At 26.6% G+C, this 20,133-nt stretch carries 11 protein-coding genes and 1 CRISPR repeat array; all 11 genes read left to right on the top strand.

Annotation, left to right across the window (positions count from 1 at the left end):
* Positions 1-109: 109 nt before the first annotated feature.
* The 11 genes from EBB51_RS06685 to EBB51_RS06735 all read left to right on the top strand — a co-directional run bounded on the left by EBB51_RS06685 (position 110) and on the right by EBB51_RS06735 (position 20,124).
* Positions 110-820 (top strand): CRISPR-associated endoribonuclease Cas6, encoded by a 711-nt coding sequence (locus tag EBB51_RS06685; RefSeq protein WP_123053748.1) that lies wholly within the window; start codon positions 110-112, stop codon positions 818-820.
* Between the two features lie 18 nt (positions 821-838).
* Positions 839-2,593, top strand: a complete 1,755-nt coding sequence (locus EBB51_RS06690; protein ID WP_123053749.1) for a hypothetical protein — start codon at positions 839-841, stop codon at positions 2,591-2,593.
* A complete protein-coding gene (locus EBB51_RS06695; protein ID WP_123053750.1) occupies positions 2,594-3,523 on the top strand; it encodes a type I CRISPR-associated protein Cas7 in 930 nt (309 codons plus the stop codon).
* 3 nt (positions 3,524-3,526) lie between these two features.
* Positions 3,527-4,273: a type I-B CRISPR-associated protein Cas5b gene (cas5b, locus tag EBB51_RS06700; RefSeq protein ID WP_123053751.1), complete on the top strand. Its 747-nt coding sequence runs from the start codon at positions 3,527-3,529 to the stop codon at positions 4,271-4,273.
* A 21-nt stretch (positions 4,274-4,294) separates the two neighbouring features.
* Complete coding sequence (gene cas3 / locus EBB51_RS06705; RefSeq protein WP_123053752.1) at positions 4,295-6,856, top strand: CRISPR-associated helicase Cas3'; 2,562 nt, start codon at positions 4,295-4,297, stop codon at positions 6,854-6,856.
* A gap of 15 nt (positions 6,857-6,871) precedes the next feature.
* The gene (gene cas4, locus EBB51_RS06710) at positions 6,872-7,366 is read left to right on the top strand and encodes a CRISPR-associated protein Cas4 (protein WP_123053753.1); all 495 of its coding nucleotides are present in this window, start codon (positions 6,872-6,874) and stop codon (positions 7,364-7,366) included.
* A 26-nt stretch (positions 7,367-7,392) separates the two neighbouring features.
* The gene (cas1b, locus tag EBB51_RS06715) at positions 7,393-8,397 is read left to right on the top strand and encodes a type I-B CRISPR-associated endonuclease Cas1b (protein ID WP_123053754.1); all 1,005 of its coding nucleotides are present in this window, start codon (positions 7,393-7,395) and stop codon (positions 8,395-8,397) included.
* Between the two features lie 14 nt (positions 8,398-8,411).
* Positions 8,412-8,696 (top strand): CRISPR-associated endonuclease Cas2, encoded by a 285-nt coding sequence (cas2, locus tag EBB51_RS06720; RefSeq protein ID WP_123053755.1) that lies wholly within the window; start codon positions 8,412-8,414, stop codon positions 8,694-8,696.
* A gap of 504 nt (positions 8,697-9,200) precedes the next feature.
* A CRISPR array of direct repeats spans positions 9,201-17,177; the repeat unit is 30 nt; unit sequence GTTGAACCTTAACATAAGATGTATTTAAAT.
* A 262-nt stretch (positions 17,178-17,439) separates the two neighbouring features.
* Positions 17,440-18,318: a hypothetical protein gene (locus EBB51_RS06725; RefSeq protein ID WP_123053756.1), complete on the top strand. Its 879-nt coding sequence runs from the start codon at positions 17,440-17,442 to the stop codon at positions 18,316-18,318.
* Positions 18,319-18,502: 184 nt separating this feature from the next.
* Positions 18,503-19,066 (top strand): ADP-ribose-binding protein, encoded by a 564-nt coding sequence (locus EBB51_RS06730; protein ID WP_123053757.1) that lies wholly within the window; start codon positions 18,503-18,505, stop codon positions 19,064-19,066.
* Positions 19,067-19,326: 260 nt separating this feature from the next.
* On the top strand, positions 19,327-20,124 hold the full coding sequence (locus EBB51_RS06735; RefSeq protein WP_190285353.1) for a M50 family metallopeptidase: 798 nt from the start codon (positions 19,327-19,329) through the stop codon (positions 20,122-20,124).
* Positions 20,125-20,133 lie beyond the last annotated feature (9 nt).

Consider the following 20,133-nt stretch of genomic DNA (forward strand, 5'->3'; position numbering starts at 1 on the left):
TAAAAAAACTCCTGATATTTGCAGGAGTTTTTGTAAGTAAGTCGAATAATGGTATATATGGAATTTAGTACATCACAATGTGTAATATACAAATGAATGGAGAATTATTATGGATGTAATTGAGATAAATGTAAAGGTATATATTTTAGAAGATATTACAATAGAAGAGGCACTTGAAGATTTAAGCAAATTAATTGACAAATCTTTTTATAAAAACGAAGATTTAAAAAATTTTCATGAAGAAAACATCATGAAAAATTACTGTTTCAACAGTCTGTATCCTCTGGATGTAGCAACTAAAATGTATAAGAAAGGCTGTATTTACAATTTTCAGTTGAGATGTATAGGATTAAAATTGAAAAATCACTTTTTAAAGTTTTTATCTAATGAGTATACTTCAAAGATAAAAGTACTTGTGTGTCAAAGTAAAAATATACTTAAAAAGCCTATAGATAGAATATACAGCATAACTCCTATAATAGTTAAAATTCCAGGAAATCAAAAAACTGTATATTGGAGAAATGGACACACTGAAGAAAATTTTTTTGAATATATAAGAACAAGCAGTATAAAAAAGTATGAAATTTTAACAGGAGAATCTATAGATAAAAGTTTAAAGTTATTTAGCTATGCAAGAATAGATAATAAGAAGCCAATAGCTGCTAACTTCAAAGGTAAAAAGATTCTTGGTGACAAAATAACGCTAACGTTAGAAACAAATAGTGATGCCCAAAATATTGCATATATACTGCTTGGAACAGGTACAGCTGATATGTGTCCAAGAGGCTACGGATTTATGAATTATCAATACATCAAATAGAAATAGAGGTGAATATATTTGATAAATGAAATCTGTAAAATATTTAGCAAAGAATATGAAAAAAGAGGTGATGCTTTAATTGTAGATAACTATATACTTTCACCTGGTGACTATGCCGAGTTTACATTAGATGATAATGGAGATGACATAGAAATATTTAATATAAATAAAAAAACGGATAAATCACAAGATGACTATAGAAAATTTGCAGAGTTGGACTATGTTAGCGGACTTATTTCAATGAATAAGCCAATAGATCCAGCCAAGATAATACACAGTAATAATATGTATGCTTTTTATGTTAAAAAAGAAAACTTAGATTCATCTGAAGGAAAATTAAACGTACAAATAATAGATAAATATTATGATATTTTAAAAAATCCTGAAATTAAATATAAAGGCAAGAAAAAAAGTCTTGAACTCTATCTAAAGTTCGCAGAAGAAAATGAGGAGCCGGATGGAGAGCTTGTAGACAAAATAAGAAACTGGATAAAACAAAATATAGAAAAAATAACAAATCGTATAAAGTTGGATAAAACTTATCTTAAGCTATTCTATCATACTGATTTTAAAAGTTATGAAAGAGAAAGTCAAAGATATATAATACCTAATATTTATAATAGCACAGATTATAATGTTAAGATTGATGATAAGGTTTATGGTCTGCCGGATTTTAACATGGGATTGAATTCAAAAAAGCCTTATCTAGAAAATAAAACAAGAAAAAGTAAATTACCAGTACTTGTAGATGATAAAAGTATTTCCATGGAGAAAAAGTTATTTGATTATTTCATGAATTATTCAGCGGAAAATAAAAACTATATATATGCCAGCGATGATATAGAAGCTGTAAATTCCAAGGATAATAGAAAGAATGATTTTAATGGATATTTTTTAAGAGTAAACAAGGGAAAAGAAGTTGAAATTGCAGATTATGATTCTATAACTGAGTATAGGTATAAATTGAAAAGAAATATAGAAATTATTCCTATAATAGATGAAGGCATTGGAAAAAAGTTTGAATTATCACTAGGCAATTTAGGTAATATATATGAAGTTAAAAAGAAGATAAGCGAAATATTTTTTAACAAGTACCTGGAAAATAATTTTTTTACAAAGGCAAAAGATATAAATTTGAATGATGCCAAAGTTAAAGAATGTCTTTTAAAATATAGGTATGGTTTTTATACTTGGTTCTATAAAGGAGAAGATTTCTTAGTAAACACATTTTGGAACAATATGACATTGTATCTTTTATGCAATTCCATAGATCAAGGGAATATAAACAAGGCAATAAATCAATTTAATTTAAGGCATGCAGTACTTCAATATTTTAATAATAAAAAGGGAGGAAATAATATGGATAAAGTTATTAAGAATGTTCGAAAGAGTATAGATGAAAAGATAAATATTAAAGAAGATTTAGAGTATAAAGTTGAAATAGAAGATGATGAAGAATACTATTTTTGCATAGGTCAGCTTCTTAAATACTTTTATAGTTTAAATAAATCTTCAAGTAAAAATTATTCTTTTATAAATCCTTTTTTAAATGCAAAAAACAATAAATTTATAAAGGAAAAATTAAGAAGGTTATTTATAAAATACAGCTATGCAATACAAAATTCCTTTAGATTTAATAATATGTATTATATGGTTTCAGCATATAAGTCAAAAGAAGAAATTGATCAGGATCTTATAATAGCAGGTTTTTTATGCCCTAGTTTAATATATAAAAAATCTGAAAAAGAGAATAAAAATGAGGAGGCAAATTAAATGAAAAGAGTATACGGCGTTATTGGAATTAAATCTATTATGGCAAATTGGAATGCTGATTTTAGCGGTTATCCAAAGACAATTAGTGATGGATCTATATTTGGAAGTGACAAGGCACTTAAATACAGTATAAAAAAGTATTGGGAAGATACTGGAGAAAAAATACTATATATAAAATCATTCAAAACTGACAAAGGCAAGATAAGACCAAGATCTCTTGAGGAAAGATACAATCAAGTATTTGATACAACTCTTACTAAAAAAGATGAAAGTACAATTATACTTAAAAATTTATTTTCTGCACTCGATGTAAAATCTTTTGGAGCCACATTTGCAGAGGAAGGAAATAATATAGCAATTACAGGAGCAGTGCAGATAGGACAAGGATTTAATGTGTATAAAGGTTCCAATGCAGAAGAACAGCAAATACTTTCTCCATTTAGAAGTGATAAAAAACCTAAAGAAGGAAAAGAAGCAGAAGAAGCAAATCAAAGTACACTTGGAACAAAAATTGTAAGTGATGAGGCACACTATTTGTATCCATTTTATATAAATCCAATTTCTTATAGAGATTATGTAGATATGAAAGTTACGGAAGGTTATACAGAAGGTGATTACAAAAAATTTAAGGATGGATCATTAATAGGTGCAACTGCATTAAATACAAATGCCAAGGCAGGCTGCGAAAATGAATTTGCACTATTTATAGAAACAAATGAGGAAACTTATCTTCCAAATTTAACTCAATTTATGGATTTTGATAAAGGAGAAGATAAAGACATAATTACTTTTAATTTAGATAAAATATTAGATCAAATTAAAGATGACGTTAAAAGTATAGAAATTTATTATAATGACTACAAGTTAAAACTAAATAACATACCAAAAGGAGCTAAGCTTTTTAATATATTTACAAGAAAAGAGGTTTAAGGCATGAAAGTAGTAAGGTTCAAGCTTTCTGGTAGAACTGCATTCTTTAAAAAGCCTGATGTAAATACTTATTATTATTTTACATATGGTAATATACACAAAATAGCCCTTCTTGGAATAATGGGAAGTATTCTTGGTCTTGGAGGATACAATACACAAAGTAGAGATTTTAAAAATAATGTATATCCTGAATTTTACGAAAAACTTAAGGATGCTAAAGTTGCGATAATAACTCTTAATAAGCATGGATATATAACTAAAAAAGTTCAGTCATTTAATAATTCTGTAGGATATGCAAGCAAAGAGAGCGGAGGAAACCTCATAGTAAAAGAACAGTGGCTGCAGGAACCAGAATGGTTGATTTATGTAAAAATAGATAATGTAACAGATGAATTTTCAAATATGATTAAGAAAAATAAAGCTAAGTTTATACCATACCTTGGTACCAATGATCATTTTGCAGATATAACTGATGTTAGTGAACTTGAAGTTTGTAAAATAGATGATATAGATAAGGTAGATAGTATTTTTGAAACAGATTATTTTAAAATAGATAAATACCAAGATGAAGAAGATGATAGTGATACTGCATGGAAGTATACTGAATATCTTCCAGCAGCTCTTGATAAAGATTTAAATCAATATCAATTTTCTGATTTTACAGAGACAAATATGTGTATAGAGTCGGTTAGTGAAGGGGTAGATGTATATAAAGACGAGGAATTAGATAAAAATTTATATTTTTTTTAAATTTTGTAGAGGGTGATTGTTGTGTATTTTGATGATGTGGAGATGTTTCATGCAGAATCTTTTATAGATAATTTAGATAGCATATATGCTCATATGGATAGAAATGATAAAACTAGAAGAGAAAAACTTATGGAGCATATAAAATTAACCTATAAATATTTTAATTTTATATGCAGAGAAAAAAATTTAAACAATATATTCAGTAATTTACAAAAGGATATTTTAAAAGATAAAAGTGAAGATGTAATTTATTTGTGGAAAGAGATGTTTGCAAACACTATATACATGCATGATATGGGAAAAATTAATCCAGCATTTCAGCATGATAAAATGCTAAATAAATTATACCAAAATAATTCAACAGGGGAGAGAAATCATTCATTACTTGGATCTTATATATATGTAAGTTATTTCAATGAAAAGATAAACAAAATAAAAAAAAGACATGACAGATTCTATTTAAAATATTTTATGTATTTAAATTCTTATGTAATATCAAGGCACCATGGATTTTTGTATAACATAGGAGATTATAAAGAAAAGTTAGAGAACTTCCCAGAAAATTATAAAAAAGAAACTTATTACCCTGATTTAAATATGGATACATTGGGAAATGTAGTAATTCATAAATCTTTTTATAATTCACGTGAATATATAAAAGACTGCTTTTTATCAAATGACAGATTAAATTTTACTCTATATATTTATTCTAAGCTGCTATTTTCTATACTTACAGCAGCAGACTACTATGCAACATCTCAGTTTATGAATGGAGAAAGGGTAAATGATATCGGAATTATAAATGACAAATTGAAAAAAAGGTTTAGTATGGATATAGAAAACTATGATATTTTAAAGAGCATAAGAGACTATGAAAAGAATCCAGTCACTAATGGAAAATATAACAATATAAATCAATTGAGATCTGAAATAACTATTGAATCTGAAAAAAATTATTTAAAAAATAAAGACAAAAATATATATTATCTTGAAGCACCAACTGGGGCAGGTAAAACTATAACATCAATGAATTTAGCAAGACTTATATTAAATTCAGATAGTAGAATAAACAAACTTTTTTATGTATTTCCATTTAACACTTTAGTTGAACAGACGAAAAATGAATTTATAAAAATATTTAAAAATGATAGTTTGGTAAGAGAAAATATATCTGTTATAAACTCAATAAACCCCATAAAAACGGTGGATAAAGATGTGTTTGATTTAGATACCAATAAACAAATTGACTATGAAAAATCACTTTTGAACAGAATTTTTATAAATTATCCTTTTGTAATAACCACTCATGTCAATTTTTTTAATTCACTATTTGGAACAAGTAGAGAAGAAGTTTTCCCGCTTATAAACATATGCAATTCAGTAATAATATTGGATGAAATACAAAGTTATAAAAATGAAATATGGAAGGAAATAATTAATTTTTTGGATTCATACTCGGAACTTTTAAATATAAAAGTAATAATAATGTCAGCCACTCTTCCAAGATTAAATAAATTAATTAATGGTGACAGCTGTAATTTTACATATTTAATACAAAATAGAAGCAAGTATTTTAAAAATCCGTATTTTAAGGATAGGGTAAAATTTGAAATTATTGATTTAGGGCAAGAAATTGAAGAACAATTCCAGAACCTAATGGAAGATATACAATTTGAAAGCAAAGATAACAATAAAATATTGATTGAATTCATATTTAAAAAGAAAGCGGATAAATTCTTTGATTACATGAATAAAAATTTTTATAACGATTATGGACATGAAATTGCAATTATGACTGCAGATGATAATAAAGTTGACAGAAGTAAAATTGTAAAGATGGCAAAAGATAAAAATAAGAAACTAATTTTAATAGCTACACAGATAATAGAAGCAGGAGTCGATATAGATATGGACTTGGGTTATAAAAATATATCTATTTTGGATGCAGAAGAGCAGTTTATGGGAAGAATAAATAGATCGTGTCTAAAAAAAGGCAGGGTGAAATTTTTTAAAATTGATGATTGCAAAATTATTTACAAAGGTGATGTGAGAAAAGAAAAAGAACTTACCTTAATTCAAGGTGAAATTCAAGAACTTTTAAAAGAAAAAGATTTTGAAAAATACTATGAAAAAGTTATAGAGAAAATAAGAATAAAAAAACAGGAAAAAAATGATTATGGATATGATGCTTTTATTAAAAGCTTAAATTCTATGAATTTTAAAGCTATACAAGAGCATATGAAACTTATAGATAATGATCAAAAAAAATATACTGTATTTATTTCTAGAAAAATAAAAATGGAGAATAATGAAGTTATATATGGGGAGAATGTCTGGAATGAATATAAAGAGATTTTAATGGATAACAACATTGAGTATGCAGAAAAGAAAGTAAAACTATCAAAAATAAATTCATTTTTAAGCTATTTCATATATAAAGTAAAAGAAATACCACAGCAGTACAATGATTTGCTGGGAAATATATATTACATTTCAGATGGAGAAAAATACATAAAAGATGGCAGATTTAATCAAGAGATATTTATAGGAGAGGAGATTGATGCAGCAAATATAATATTGTGATTGGGAGAGGCTAATATGAAAATTAACGGTACACTCATAAATTATTATTTTCATTGTAAAAGGCAATTCTGGCTCCATGCCAATAGAATCAATATGGAATATACAAATGAAGATGTAAAGATTGGAAAAGCAATTCATGAATTAAAAGCTGAAGGAAAGAAAAATGCAGAAATATCCATAGATAATGTAAAAATAGATAAGATTACAAAAGACTATTTGGTTGAAGTAAAAAAATCTGATGCAGATGTAGAAGCGGTAAAATGGCAGGTACTATTTTATCTCAGCATATTAAAAAGAAAGGGAATAGTTAGAGAAGGAAAAATTGAATTTCAGGAGAAAAATAAGCAGAATAAAAAAATAGTATATGTGAGTCTTACAGAAGAAAATGAAAAGAAATTAAAAGAGTTGAATATTGAAATGGAAAAATTGCTTGAGGAAGATATGCCTCCTAAAGTCGGGAAAATTAAAGGATGCAGAAAATGTGCCTACTATGAATATTGTTATATCTAAACTATATTTTAAGAAGGTGAGTTTTAATGGCTAGCGGTACTAAATATTTGATGAGTATGGGAGAACTTAAAAGAAAAGATAATTCTGTAGTATTTCATAATGAAAAGGGAAACTTTTATCTTCCTATAGAATCACTGCGGGAAATATACTGCATGAATGAAATTACAATAAACAGTAAATTCCTTGATTTTGCAGCAAAGGCTGGCATAGTTATTCATTTTTTCAATTACTATGGATATTACAGCGGAACTTTTTATCCAAAAGAAAGTCTTGTAAGCGGCAAGGTCACTATAAAACAAGTAGAGGCTTTTTTGAATAATAGGAATTATGTAGCAAAATCATTTGTCAGCGGCATAGGTGAAAATATATCTCAGGTACTATATCATTATTATAGACATGATAAAAAAGAAGTAGAACCTACAATTGAATGGATAAGGGAAAAGGTCCCAGAGTATATGGAAGATCCTAATTTAGGGATAAAACAGATATTGAGAGTTGAAGGGGAAATATGGCAGAGATTTTATGAATGTTTTAAATACATACTGCCTGAAGATTTTATACTAAATAAAAGGGTTAAGAGACCGCCGGATAATCCTATAAATGCACTTATATCATTTGGTAATTCAATATTATATTCTAAAACTGTATCTCAAATTTATAATACTCATTTAAATCAGACAATAAGTTATTTACATGAACCATCTGAAGGAAGGTTTTCTCTAAGTCTTGACTTATCTGAGGTATTTAAACCTGTAATAGTTTATAGAACAATTTTTGATTTAGTTAATACAAAACAAATTCAAGTGAGCAAGCACTTTGATAAGAAATACAATTACTGTCTTTTAAATGAGGAAGGAAAGAAAGTATTTGTACAAGCAATTGAACAGAGATTTGAAAGTGTTTTTGATCACAAGAAACTTAAAAGGAAAGTAAGTTACAAGACAGCCATAAGACTAGATGGATATAAACTTATAAAATATCTGGTGGAAGGTGAAGAGTTTAAACCTTTTAGCTTGAAAAATATGATGTGATTTGGAGGATTGCCATGGGAAAAAATTTTAACTTCAACTATGCATTTTTATTTTATGATGTAAATGAAAAAAGAGTAAATAAAGTATTTAAAATATGTAAAAAGTATTTTCATCACCATCAAAATTCTGTTTTTAGAGGAGCAATAACCCCTTCTAAAATGATAAAGTTGAAAAGTGAACTGAATAAAATCATAGAAGACAGTGATTTTGTTACAATAATAAAACTCATGAATGACAGCTGTTTTGATGAAGAAACTTTAGGCACAAATGATAAAAACACCGAAAATTTAATACTATGATTTTCCCAACCTCTTTAAGCTTTAAATGGGCTGCAATGCTTTGAGTCCATTTGTTACAGTGAAACTAGCTTAGTATATTGATATTAGGCTAGTTTTTGTGTTTCAAATAATGTTAATAATATAAAATGGAGGAGGGGGATATTTGGTTTATATAAGGTAAACATTAACATGTAATGTACACATTCATGGGTTTGGGGTCTTCTGACAGTTATCCTTTTAAGTTTTGTAAAAGACAGCTCTAGTGGGTAAGGTTGTTAAAAGCTAAGGAATGATTTTAAAATATATATGATTTAAGTAGGTATTATATTGAGTTAAAATTAAAAACACTTTTCCAACCAATTTTTAAAATAAAAGTGCCTTAAGTCATTGAAATACAATAGTTTAAAGAACATTTTTGGTTCAGTTACTAAAAAACTAAAAACGATTGGAAAAATTTCAACTAAACTCTTTATTATCAATACTTTTAGGATTATAATAAAAATAAAGAATGCCTATTTTACACTAGTTGAACCTTAACATAAGATGTATTTAAATTTATCGTACATCTATTATTTTATTTTTTGCAGAATTGTTGAACCTTAACATAAGATGTATTTAAATTTATTAACAATAATATTTATTGTACCTTCATTTTGTTGAACCTTAACATAAGATGTATTTAAATATGTTTCTGCTTATGATAGCAACCGCCTTGTGGCAAGTTGAACCTTAACATAAGATGTATTTAAATCCTGGACAATGTGCACCAACTGCATTTTCTGGTCTGTTGAACCTTAACATAAGATGTATTTAAATATTAACAATACCTTGTACATATCAAGGAGGTAAACGTTGAACCTTAACATAAGATGTATTTAAATGTTTGGCAGCATTGCTATAAAATGAGTGTTTATACACGTTGAACCTTAACATAAGATGTATTTAAATATGATGATTGAAATAAGCTCATATGAATTTATTTTTGTTGAACCTTAACATAAGATGTATTTAAATTAATTTTACAATAAAATATGAATTTTATAGAAATAAGTTGAACCTTAACATAAGATGTATTTAAATTAATATTACAACCTTAACTGGAATTATAATTAGTTGTTGAACCTTAACATAAGATGTATTTAAATATAATTTTTATCTCTCCATTATACCCACATTTCTGGTTGAACCTTAACATAAGATGTATTTAAATTTTGACATAGTTATATTTAAATCACTTGTAAATTTAGTTGAACCTTAACATAAGATGTATTTAAATTTAGTTTGTTGTGTCTCTGCTGCTTGCTCAGTTTCTGTTGAACCTTAACATAAGATGTATTTAAATATGTAATATTAAAGGGGATACTTATACAGGAGGTTTGTTGAACCTTAACATAAGATGTATTTAAATATATCTAGGAAAATAAAACCTATAGGAGGGTTATTTGTTGAACCTTAACATAAGATGTATTTAAATAAATATTCTTTACTACATTATGGAGTGGCATTACAAGTTGAACCTTAACATAAGATGTATTTAAATTATTTAATTTAGGAGGTTTATATTTCTTTAATTCTAGTTGAACCTTAACATAAGATGTATTTAAATATGTTACAAGATGTAGTATTTAATACTACATAATATGTTGAACCTTAACATAAGATGTATTTAAATCTATCCTAATAAGGATAAATAGGTACGCCGACACTCGTTGAACCTTAACATAAGATGTATTTAAATCATATGTTATTGTCCTCAACTAAACCACTCCTTTACGTTGAACCTTAACATAAGATGTATTTAAATTAGGGATTGTTTTATGAGCAGGCTACTTAAAAATAGTTGAACCTTAACATAAGATGTATTTAAATGCAACATCTATAGGAAGTATTAAATCGGCGTCGTTCGTTGAACCTTAACATAAGATGTATTTAAATGATAAAGTTTCTAATGCATTATTAATCTTTTCTAAGTTGAACCTTAACATAAGATGTATTTAAATGAATATGTTTTTATGTTAATCATCTCCATTTATTAATGTTGAACCTTAACATAAGATGTATTTAAATTGGTGGTTCTAAAACATTATAATTTCTAGGTACTTGTTGAACCTTAACATAAGATGTATTTAAATTTGTTGTAAAGGAAAAAGGAAATCAGCAGGCAAAAGTTGAACCTTAACATAAGATGTATTTAAATACAAAATGCTATAGCTATTAAGACAATGCAAGGTAAGTTGAACCTTAACATAAGATGTATTTAAATAAATAATATATTTCTTTCTTTGGCACTCTATATTCTGTTGAACCTTAACATAAGATGTATTTAAATCTATCAGTATTAGTTTGTACTAAATTAATACTATTGTTGAACCTTAACATAAGATGTATTTAAATAGTATATACTGTATATATTCAATATGCACAGTTAAGTTGAACCTTAACATAAGATGTATTTAAATTTAAAAACATATGGGAAATCATCTACTCCTTGTCTGTTGAACCTTAACATAAGATGTATTTAAATTATATTTCTTTAGCTATATTAACCATATCTAGCCCCGTTGAACCTTAACATAAGATGTATTTAAATTAAAAAGTTAATTGTTTACCTACTCTTTTAGCATGTGTTGAACCTTAACATAAGATGTATTTAAATTGCGAAAGGCTCACATCTTTTAAGCGTGGGATGGGTTGAACCTTAACATAAGATGTATTTAAATACGAATCGTTGACATTAACTTTATCCTTATCATCATGTTGAACCTTAACATAAGATGTATTTAAATTGGTAAATTTGATAAATACTTATATGGTGCTATATGTTGAACCTTAACATAAGATGTATTTAAATAGAAAAAGGCGGACAATTTGAGGGAGTTAGACTATGTTGAACCTTAACATAAGATGTATTTAAATATGTAAGTGTGGGAACATATTTGAAACTACTTTTAGGTTGAACCTTAACATAAGATGTATTTAAATCCTTCTTTTATTTACTTACTTATTACTTTATATTTTGTTGAACCTTAACATAAGATGTATTTAAATGTTATTGATTTGATTTTTGCTTCTGCTTCGGTTTTGTTGAACCTTAACATAAGATGTATTTAAATCAATGAAAACAAAGAATCATGTAAAGATTGAAGAAAGTTGAACCTTAACATAAGATGTATTTAAATTAATATATAAATTTTACTTTATATCCAACACTTGGTTGAACCTTAACATAAGATGTATTTAAATATGTAAATACTGATAAAATAAATAATAAAGTATCTGTTGAACCTTAACATAAGATGTATTTAAATCAACAACCAGTATAAATACTGGAGCTGCTAAAAAGTTGAACCTTAACATAAGATGTATTTAAATGTATTTTTAGATGTATCTACATTTAGGCTATTGACAGGTTGAACCTTAACATAAGATGTATTTAAATGGGTAAAAAATATCCCAATAAAACCATATCAAATATGTTGAACCTTAACATAAGATGTATTTAAATTAAATATGGTAACGATTATTGTCATGGCAATCTTTTGTTGAACCTTAACATAAGATGTATTTAAATTTTACTCTTTGCATTACTGAGCTTATTGTTCTTCCTGTTGAACCTTAACATAAGATGTATTTAAATATACAAGGCTATAAAAGCATATCACTTTAGAAATAGTTGAACCTTAACATAAGATGTATTTAAATTATCTTTACCTCTAACTTTTATATTTAGAGTTGTATGTTGAACCTTAACATAAGATGTATTTAAATAGAATATAATTTTTCTTATACAGGGAATACATTTAGTTGAACCTTAACATAAGATGTATTTAAATGAGGAACAAATAATATTTAAAAATTTAACTATGGATAGGTTGAACCTTAACATAAGATGTATTTAAATTTAATACCTACATTTTCTTTTAACATATAATACATCGTTGAACCTTAACATAAGATGTATTTAAATTACAAAATTCACCTCCTTTCATTACAATTTTTATGGTTGAACCTTAACATAAGATGTATTTAAATTCTAATCCCTGAATTCTTTTTCTACCAATACATTGTAGTTGAACCTTAACATAAGATGTATTTAAATTAGTGTTATAGGATATAATACTACTAATAATAATGTTGAACCTTAACATAAGATGTATTTAAATTATGTTATTACCTCTTATTTATTTTATATATTTATGTTGAACCTTAACATAAGATGTATTTAAATGGATCACTGGCTTCATATAAAGCTTTTGCTTTATACGTTGAACCTTAACATAAGATGTATTTAAATTTGCCAAAAAGATCTTGAAAATATAATGGATATGACGTTGAACCTTAACATAAGATGTATTTAAATATTATTTTATTAATATCTTTGTTACGAACTTCAAGGTTGAACCTTAACATAAGATGTATTTAAATGTAATATAGCTATTATCTTCTTCAACATGTATATTGTTGAACCTTAACATAAGATGTATTTAAATAGTTTCTATCAACCATACCTTCTATAATACTAGTGAGTTGAACCTTAACATAAGATGTATTTAAATTTTAACATAAAACCCATCTCCCGTAAATTTTTATTAGTTGAACCTTAACATAAGATGTATTTAAATATTTCTTTTTTATTTTGAAGTGATTGAATTTTATTTGTTGAACCTTAACATAAGATGTATTTAAATTTTTGTTTATTGTATTTATCTAAGTCATCTATATTAGTTGAACCTTAACATAAGATGTATTTAAATACAAACATAGAACACTGATAGCAAAATTCAAGGTCGGTTGAACCTTAACATAAGATGTATTTAAATATACATGCTTTTCTTACACCCATCCATACAATTCCTGTTGAACCTTAACATAAGATGTATTTAAATTTTATTTTTATAACTTTTTAATCATCTTCTGGACGGTTGAACCTTAACATAAGATGTATTTAAATAGTATATACTGTATATATTCAATATGCACAGTTAAGTTGAACCTTAACATAAGATGTATTTAAATTATATAGCCTTTTGAGGCATTATTTATTTTTTATGTGTTGAACCTTAACATAAGATGTATTTAAATGCATAAAAGAATAAAGCATCCCCTACTTGTTGTTCAGGTTGAACCTTAACATAAGATGTATTTAAATTATATAGCCTCTATTATAGGCGTTATTTATTTTTTAGTTGAACCTTAACATAAGATGTATTTAAATTAAGCAAAGTCTGGCATATTTGCCTTAGAATATCTAGTTGAACCTTAACATAAGATGTATTTAAATTTAAATTAAATCTTTTTAAAGTTTCACCTAATATTGGTTGAACCTTAACATAAGATGTATTTAAATGATTTAAGAAAGCAGTCATTTTTGCATCGTTTTCTGTTGAACCTTAACATAAGATGTATTTAAATATAATTTCAACTTCATCTTGAATATCATAATATATGTTGAACCTTAACATAAGATGTATTTAAATGATGAAGAAATCAAAAAAGAAATAAGAGATATGGAAGTTGAACCTTAACATAAGATGTATTTAAATCAAAGTTCGCCATAACAGCAACCAATGTATAGTTTAGTTGAACCTTAACATAAGATGTATTTAAATAATATAAAATTATATCCTTTGCTACAATTATTAAATGTTGAACCTTAACATAAGATGTATTTAAATAAAGTTGATAGTGCAATGAAAGCTAATAGAGAAAAAGTTGAACCTTAACATAAGATGTATTTAAATTATCAAACAATACATTTCAATAGTGCCGCAATGGCGTTGAACCTTAACATAAGATGTATTTAAATGCATATGCAGGTGATAAGGCAGTAATTAGAAATGGGTTGAACCTTAACATAAGATGTATTTAAATTTTTTTGAAAAAGTAATCTGTTTCCATTTTCTCTTTGTTGAACCTTAACATAAGATGTATTTAAATTCAGAGAACATTCAGGATTCAACATATACTGATTCTGTTGAACCTTAACATAAGATGTATTTAAATAGATTTCTCTTTCAGGTAAACCGATTAATGATAAGGGTTGAACCTTAACATAAGATGTATTTAAATATATAGGAGCTATCACATTCTCTAATATTGTACTTTGTTGAACCTTAACATAAGATGTATTTAAATGGATATTTTTCTCTTGCTTTGTTAAGAAATTCATTTGTTGAACCTTAACATAAGATGTATTTAAATTATAATGGATATCTTAAAATTCTATTTTGTGAAAAGGTTGAACCTTAACATAAGATGTATTTAAATTATTTATATGTTTTTCATCCATAGGTATATTTATAGTTGAACCTTAACATAAGATGTATTTAAATATAGATAATATTTTATTTTTTAAATCAATCACTTTTGTTGAACCTTAACATAAGATGTATTTAAATGCTTTATATTGTATCATCTGAATAAAATGTTGATGAGTTGAACCTTAACATAAGATGTATTTAAATTGTTATTACCGTAAATTCGTTTAAAATAGCCATTCTGTTGAACCTTAACATAAGATGTATTTAAATAACTTTAGATAATGATGCTGAGAAAGTAAAACTTAAAGTTGAACCTTAACATAAGATGTATTTAAATTCCTTGATTCTGAATATATCTCTCTATTGTTTCTTTGTTGAACCTTAACATAAGATGTATTTAAATAAAATAAAGAGTTAATTACCTTAATTGATAATTTGTTGAACCTTAACATAAGATGTATTTAAATATATTTTCTATTAAGATTAAAAGCTTTTTCAATTGTTGAACCTTAACATAAGATGTATTTAAATACACAGTAATAGTTTACGAGAATCAATTTAAATCTTGTTGAACCTTAACATAAGATGTATTTAAATTTGCCTTTTTTATGGTTCCAGGCTTCAAAGGTAATCGTTGAACCTTAACATAAGATGTATTTAAATATTGTAAACCTCCTTTCTTTACAAAATAAAAAAGTGTTGAACCTTAACATAAGATGTATTTAAATGAATCATTAAAAAATTCTCCTTCTTTAACAAGAGGGTTGAACCTTAACATAAGATGTATTTAAATTCATAGATATTTTCATCTAATCCTTTTAGTTGTTCAGTTGAACCTTAACATAAGATGTATTTAAATAGCTTTTGCTTTTTTGTGCCTAAATGTTGACATACCGTTGAACCTTAACATAAGATGTATTTAAATGCATATCAATAATACTTTCTTCTAGTTCTCCATCTGGTTGAACCTTAACATAAGATGTATTTAAATAATTCGAAAAGTGTTGATATATTCATAGATACTAGGGTTGAACCTTAACATAAGATGTATTTAAGTTATTCAATCAGTCGAGATAATGGAGTAACATTTACGTTGAACCTTAACATAAGATGTATTTAAATTTTTTAAGAGAAATTATAGAAATACATTTAGATAGAAGTTGAACCTTAACATAAGATGTATTTAAATTTGCTCTATAGCTTTTTCCACACTTTTTAAAACTTGGTTGAACCTTAACATAAGATGTATTTAAATTATGTTGCTATAGTTGGTAGTCCCATGGAAGATAACGTTGAACCTTAACATAAGATGTATTTAAATTATGTTGCTATAGTTGGTAGTCCCATGGAAGATAACGTTGAACCTTAACATAAGATGTATTTAAATTAGCCTTAACAGATTTTATTTCCTCTGTTTTAGCTTTGTTGAACCTTAACATAAGATGTATTTAAATTCAGGTAGACTATCTAATGCTAATGTAATTTTTGCAGTTGAACCTTAACATAAGATGTATTTAAATGCCTGCAGATCTTGAGCTTTATCTCTCCCAGCTTTGTTGAACCTTAACATAAGATGTATTTAAATATATTAAGAGGTCAGACAGCAAGAGCAATAGTAGAGTTGAACCTTAACATAAGATGTATTTAAATACTATGCAGTAATGGATTCCATTTTTGTACAAAGGGTTGAACCTTAACATAAGATGTATTTAAATTGTGAAATCTTATCCAGAAAGTGCAGGGGCTATATTGTTGAACCTTAACATAAGATGTATTTAAATAGATATTAAGGAAAGTAAAACATCTATAAGAATTTGTTGAACCTTAACATAAGATGTATTTAAATAGATAAGTGTACTATATTTTGTTAATATTATATAATGTTGAACCTTAACATAAGATGTATTTAAATAAAGCTGTTAGTAAAAAAGGAGCAGTAGTTGAAAAGGTTGAACCTTAACATAAGATGTATTTAAATAAGTTGATCCTAAAGAACTTATGGATAGTTACTATTGTTGAACCTTAACATAAGATGTATTTAAATGCTTAAATATCTCCATTCTAAGCCGTTAGAAAAAGGGTTGAACCTTTAACATAAGATGTATTTAAATAATACTGTAGGAAATTTGGCAACGGCTTTTAGCAATGTTTAACCATAACATGGAATGTATTTAAATATATACAATGAAGTAGCTAATGTAGCTAGAGAGATGTTGAACCATAACATAAAATGTACACTTACAGTGGGTTTGGGCTTTAGCCCATTCATTCCCCAAGTAATAGTAAAGAATATTTGTAATTGAATATAAATGATATCATAAGAATGATTCTTTCCACTCTTAGTTGAAAACTTAAATTTTTACATAAATAAAGCAAGTTTGCTGCACAAAATGATTGCAAATATATTTTAATATCAACTAACTCTGGAAAGAACCATTCTTAAGTGGTAACCCCCGCCCTATGTGGTTAATATTATGTATTATAGCAATTTAATGGAGTAGTGCATGGTAAATGGTATACCAATTTATATAAATCAAGCTTTAGTGTTAGACTTGGCTGCATTAATGTTTGACGGATTTGAAGAAAGTAGAAATGTTAGGAATCGTGAAGAGGCAGAAGTTAATTTTAGAAAAACGCAAGAGAATAGATCTCAGGAAACTATACAAAAAAAAGCTGTTGTTAATAACGAAAATGATTCAGGAAATTTTCAGGGCGAAATAGAATTTGAAAAAGATGTTAATTCGAGAATAATATTTACGGATTTCTCTAGATTTAATAGAGTTAGAACTATGATGCTTGACAAAAATATGATTAAACCAATAATGGAACAAGATATTTTTGATAGTAAAATAAAGTTTGGGGAATATGTGGAATTTACTGCAAATATGATAACAACATCGCTTTTGTCATCGATTAATACATTGATAGGTGTAATAAAGTCCTATGATACTAAAATTTTAGATAACCTAATAAGGGAAAAGTTACCCGGGATAACTAATATTACATCTATGTTAAATCAATTAGAATTTTTAAGAAATTCTTTAAGTATGAATAATACAACTGATATAGTTTTAAAAATAAATTCTTTTAATGTGGTATTAACTGTAAACTTAAATAACTTTTCAAATAAAAATGCTTATGTATATGATTTAGCACATTCAGAATTAAGGGTTTTGGGGAAGGTTTCAAGAATTGTAGATAAGGATAATTATGTTGATTTACTAAGAAAAACAGCTATGAGCGATTATTATAATATATTTCTAGAATCTTTAGCCCCTTACTTAGCGATACTAAATAGTAATGGAATATTGGTACCAGATAATTTTACTACGAAGGTAAATGGACCAGGAATTAATGTTATACCTGTTGCCATTTATGTTTAATACTTAAAGTAGAGAGCGTGTTATATAAAACTCCCTGCTTTGTTGAAGTTGAATTGTTAAAAGCTCTTACATCATATTTCTTATCTACATGTTGATTTTAAATATTCATGTGGTATTATGGAAATATACTACAAAACTTCAAGTAAATTTAGGAATAATACACTGCAGAGGAAGTGAATATTTAATGGATTATAAATATATGTATGATAAGATCTTATTAACAAAAGGTGATATAACAAAACAAGATGCTGATGCAATTGTTAATGCAGCAAACAGCAGTCTGCTTGGCGGCGGTGGAGTAGATGGAGCTATACATGCAGCAGGTGGAAGGCAAATACTTGAAGAATGCACAGCTATTGTGAAAAAAATAGGAGAATTAAAGACTGGTAAGTCGGTTATAACATCAGGAGGAAATCTTAAATCAAAATATGTTATTCATACAGTAGGACCTATATGGAGGGGCGGAAATAATAATGAAGAAACCCTTTTAGCTAATTGTTATAGAAACAGCTTAAAGCTGGCAGCAGAAAATGGAATTGAAACTATTGCATTTTCTAATATAAGCACAGGTGTATATGGTTTTCCAAAAGAATTAGCTGCTAAAATAGCTTTTGACACTGTGAAGTCTGTAATGCCTAATTATAAGAGTTTAAAAGAAGTTAGATTTGTTTGCTTTAATGATGAAAATTATAATTTATATTTGAGGCTAATTAACAATGAAAATTCTGTTCATTCTGCACAGAAGTAAGAAACCATCACAAAATCATAGGTTTTGAATATCTGATTAATAAAAAGCAGAAATACTGTCTTTTTACTGCGGTATTTTTACTGTGGATAGTTACAGGGCAAACGCATCTTTATATTGAAAAAAATATGGAGATGTGTTTACCCTAATTTAATTTGAAGTTATTTTTCTAAATTATTTTAAAAGTTGATTTTGTAAATAGAAAAGAATATTATAATAAAAGTAAATGCTCATAAAATATTTACGAAAGTTGGGAATATAGCATAATGTTTATAATTGAATTATTAATAAAAACTTGTATAGAAACAGTATATTTTGTAGGAATAATTGTTTTAGTTGGATTGCTTCTTGAAGTGTTACGAAATAAGTCTATAATAAATTTCCAGAGAAGTTTTGGAAGTAAGGCAGTAATGATAACAGGGATTATTGGTGTTCCAATACATGAATTGAGTCATGCTATTTTTGCTTTGTTATTTGGACATAGGATTACTAAGATAAAACTAATTCAAAAGCCTGATGAAAACGGAGTAATGGGATATGTACAGCACAGCTATAAACAAGGCAGTGTTTATCAGCAAGTAGGGAACTTTTTTATAGGTACAGCACCCATATTTGGGGGAACTTTTTCTATAATAGCTTTAATGAGGTTTATAATACCACAAGCTTATAACAGGTTTATGAATATAATGGTTGAAAGTTTACATGTTACAGTACTAAATAAAAGCACAATTCAAGGAATAATAAATTCTTATTCAGGATTGTTGAAAGTTATTTTTTCTCCGAAGAACTTTGAAAATCCATACTTTTATGTATTTTTATTTATAGCTATATGTATATCATCCCATATATCTTTAAGTTCTGCCGATATAAAGGGAGCTTTTACAGGACTGTGGGTTATATTTCTAATATTATTTATCCTTAATGCTGTAAATTTATCAAAATATATATTAACCATTGATTTAATAAGATATAATATTTTAATAACAGGAGTTCTAATGATAGCAGTAATACTTTCTACCGCAACATTTTTAATAAGTTTGATTTCAATTAGTATAAATTAGGAATAAGAA

The sequence above is a fragment of the Clostridium sp. JN-1 genome, assembly GCF_003718715.1.
GTDB lineage: Bacteria > Bacillota > Clostridia > Clostridiales > Clostridiaceae > Clostridium_AV.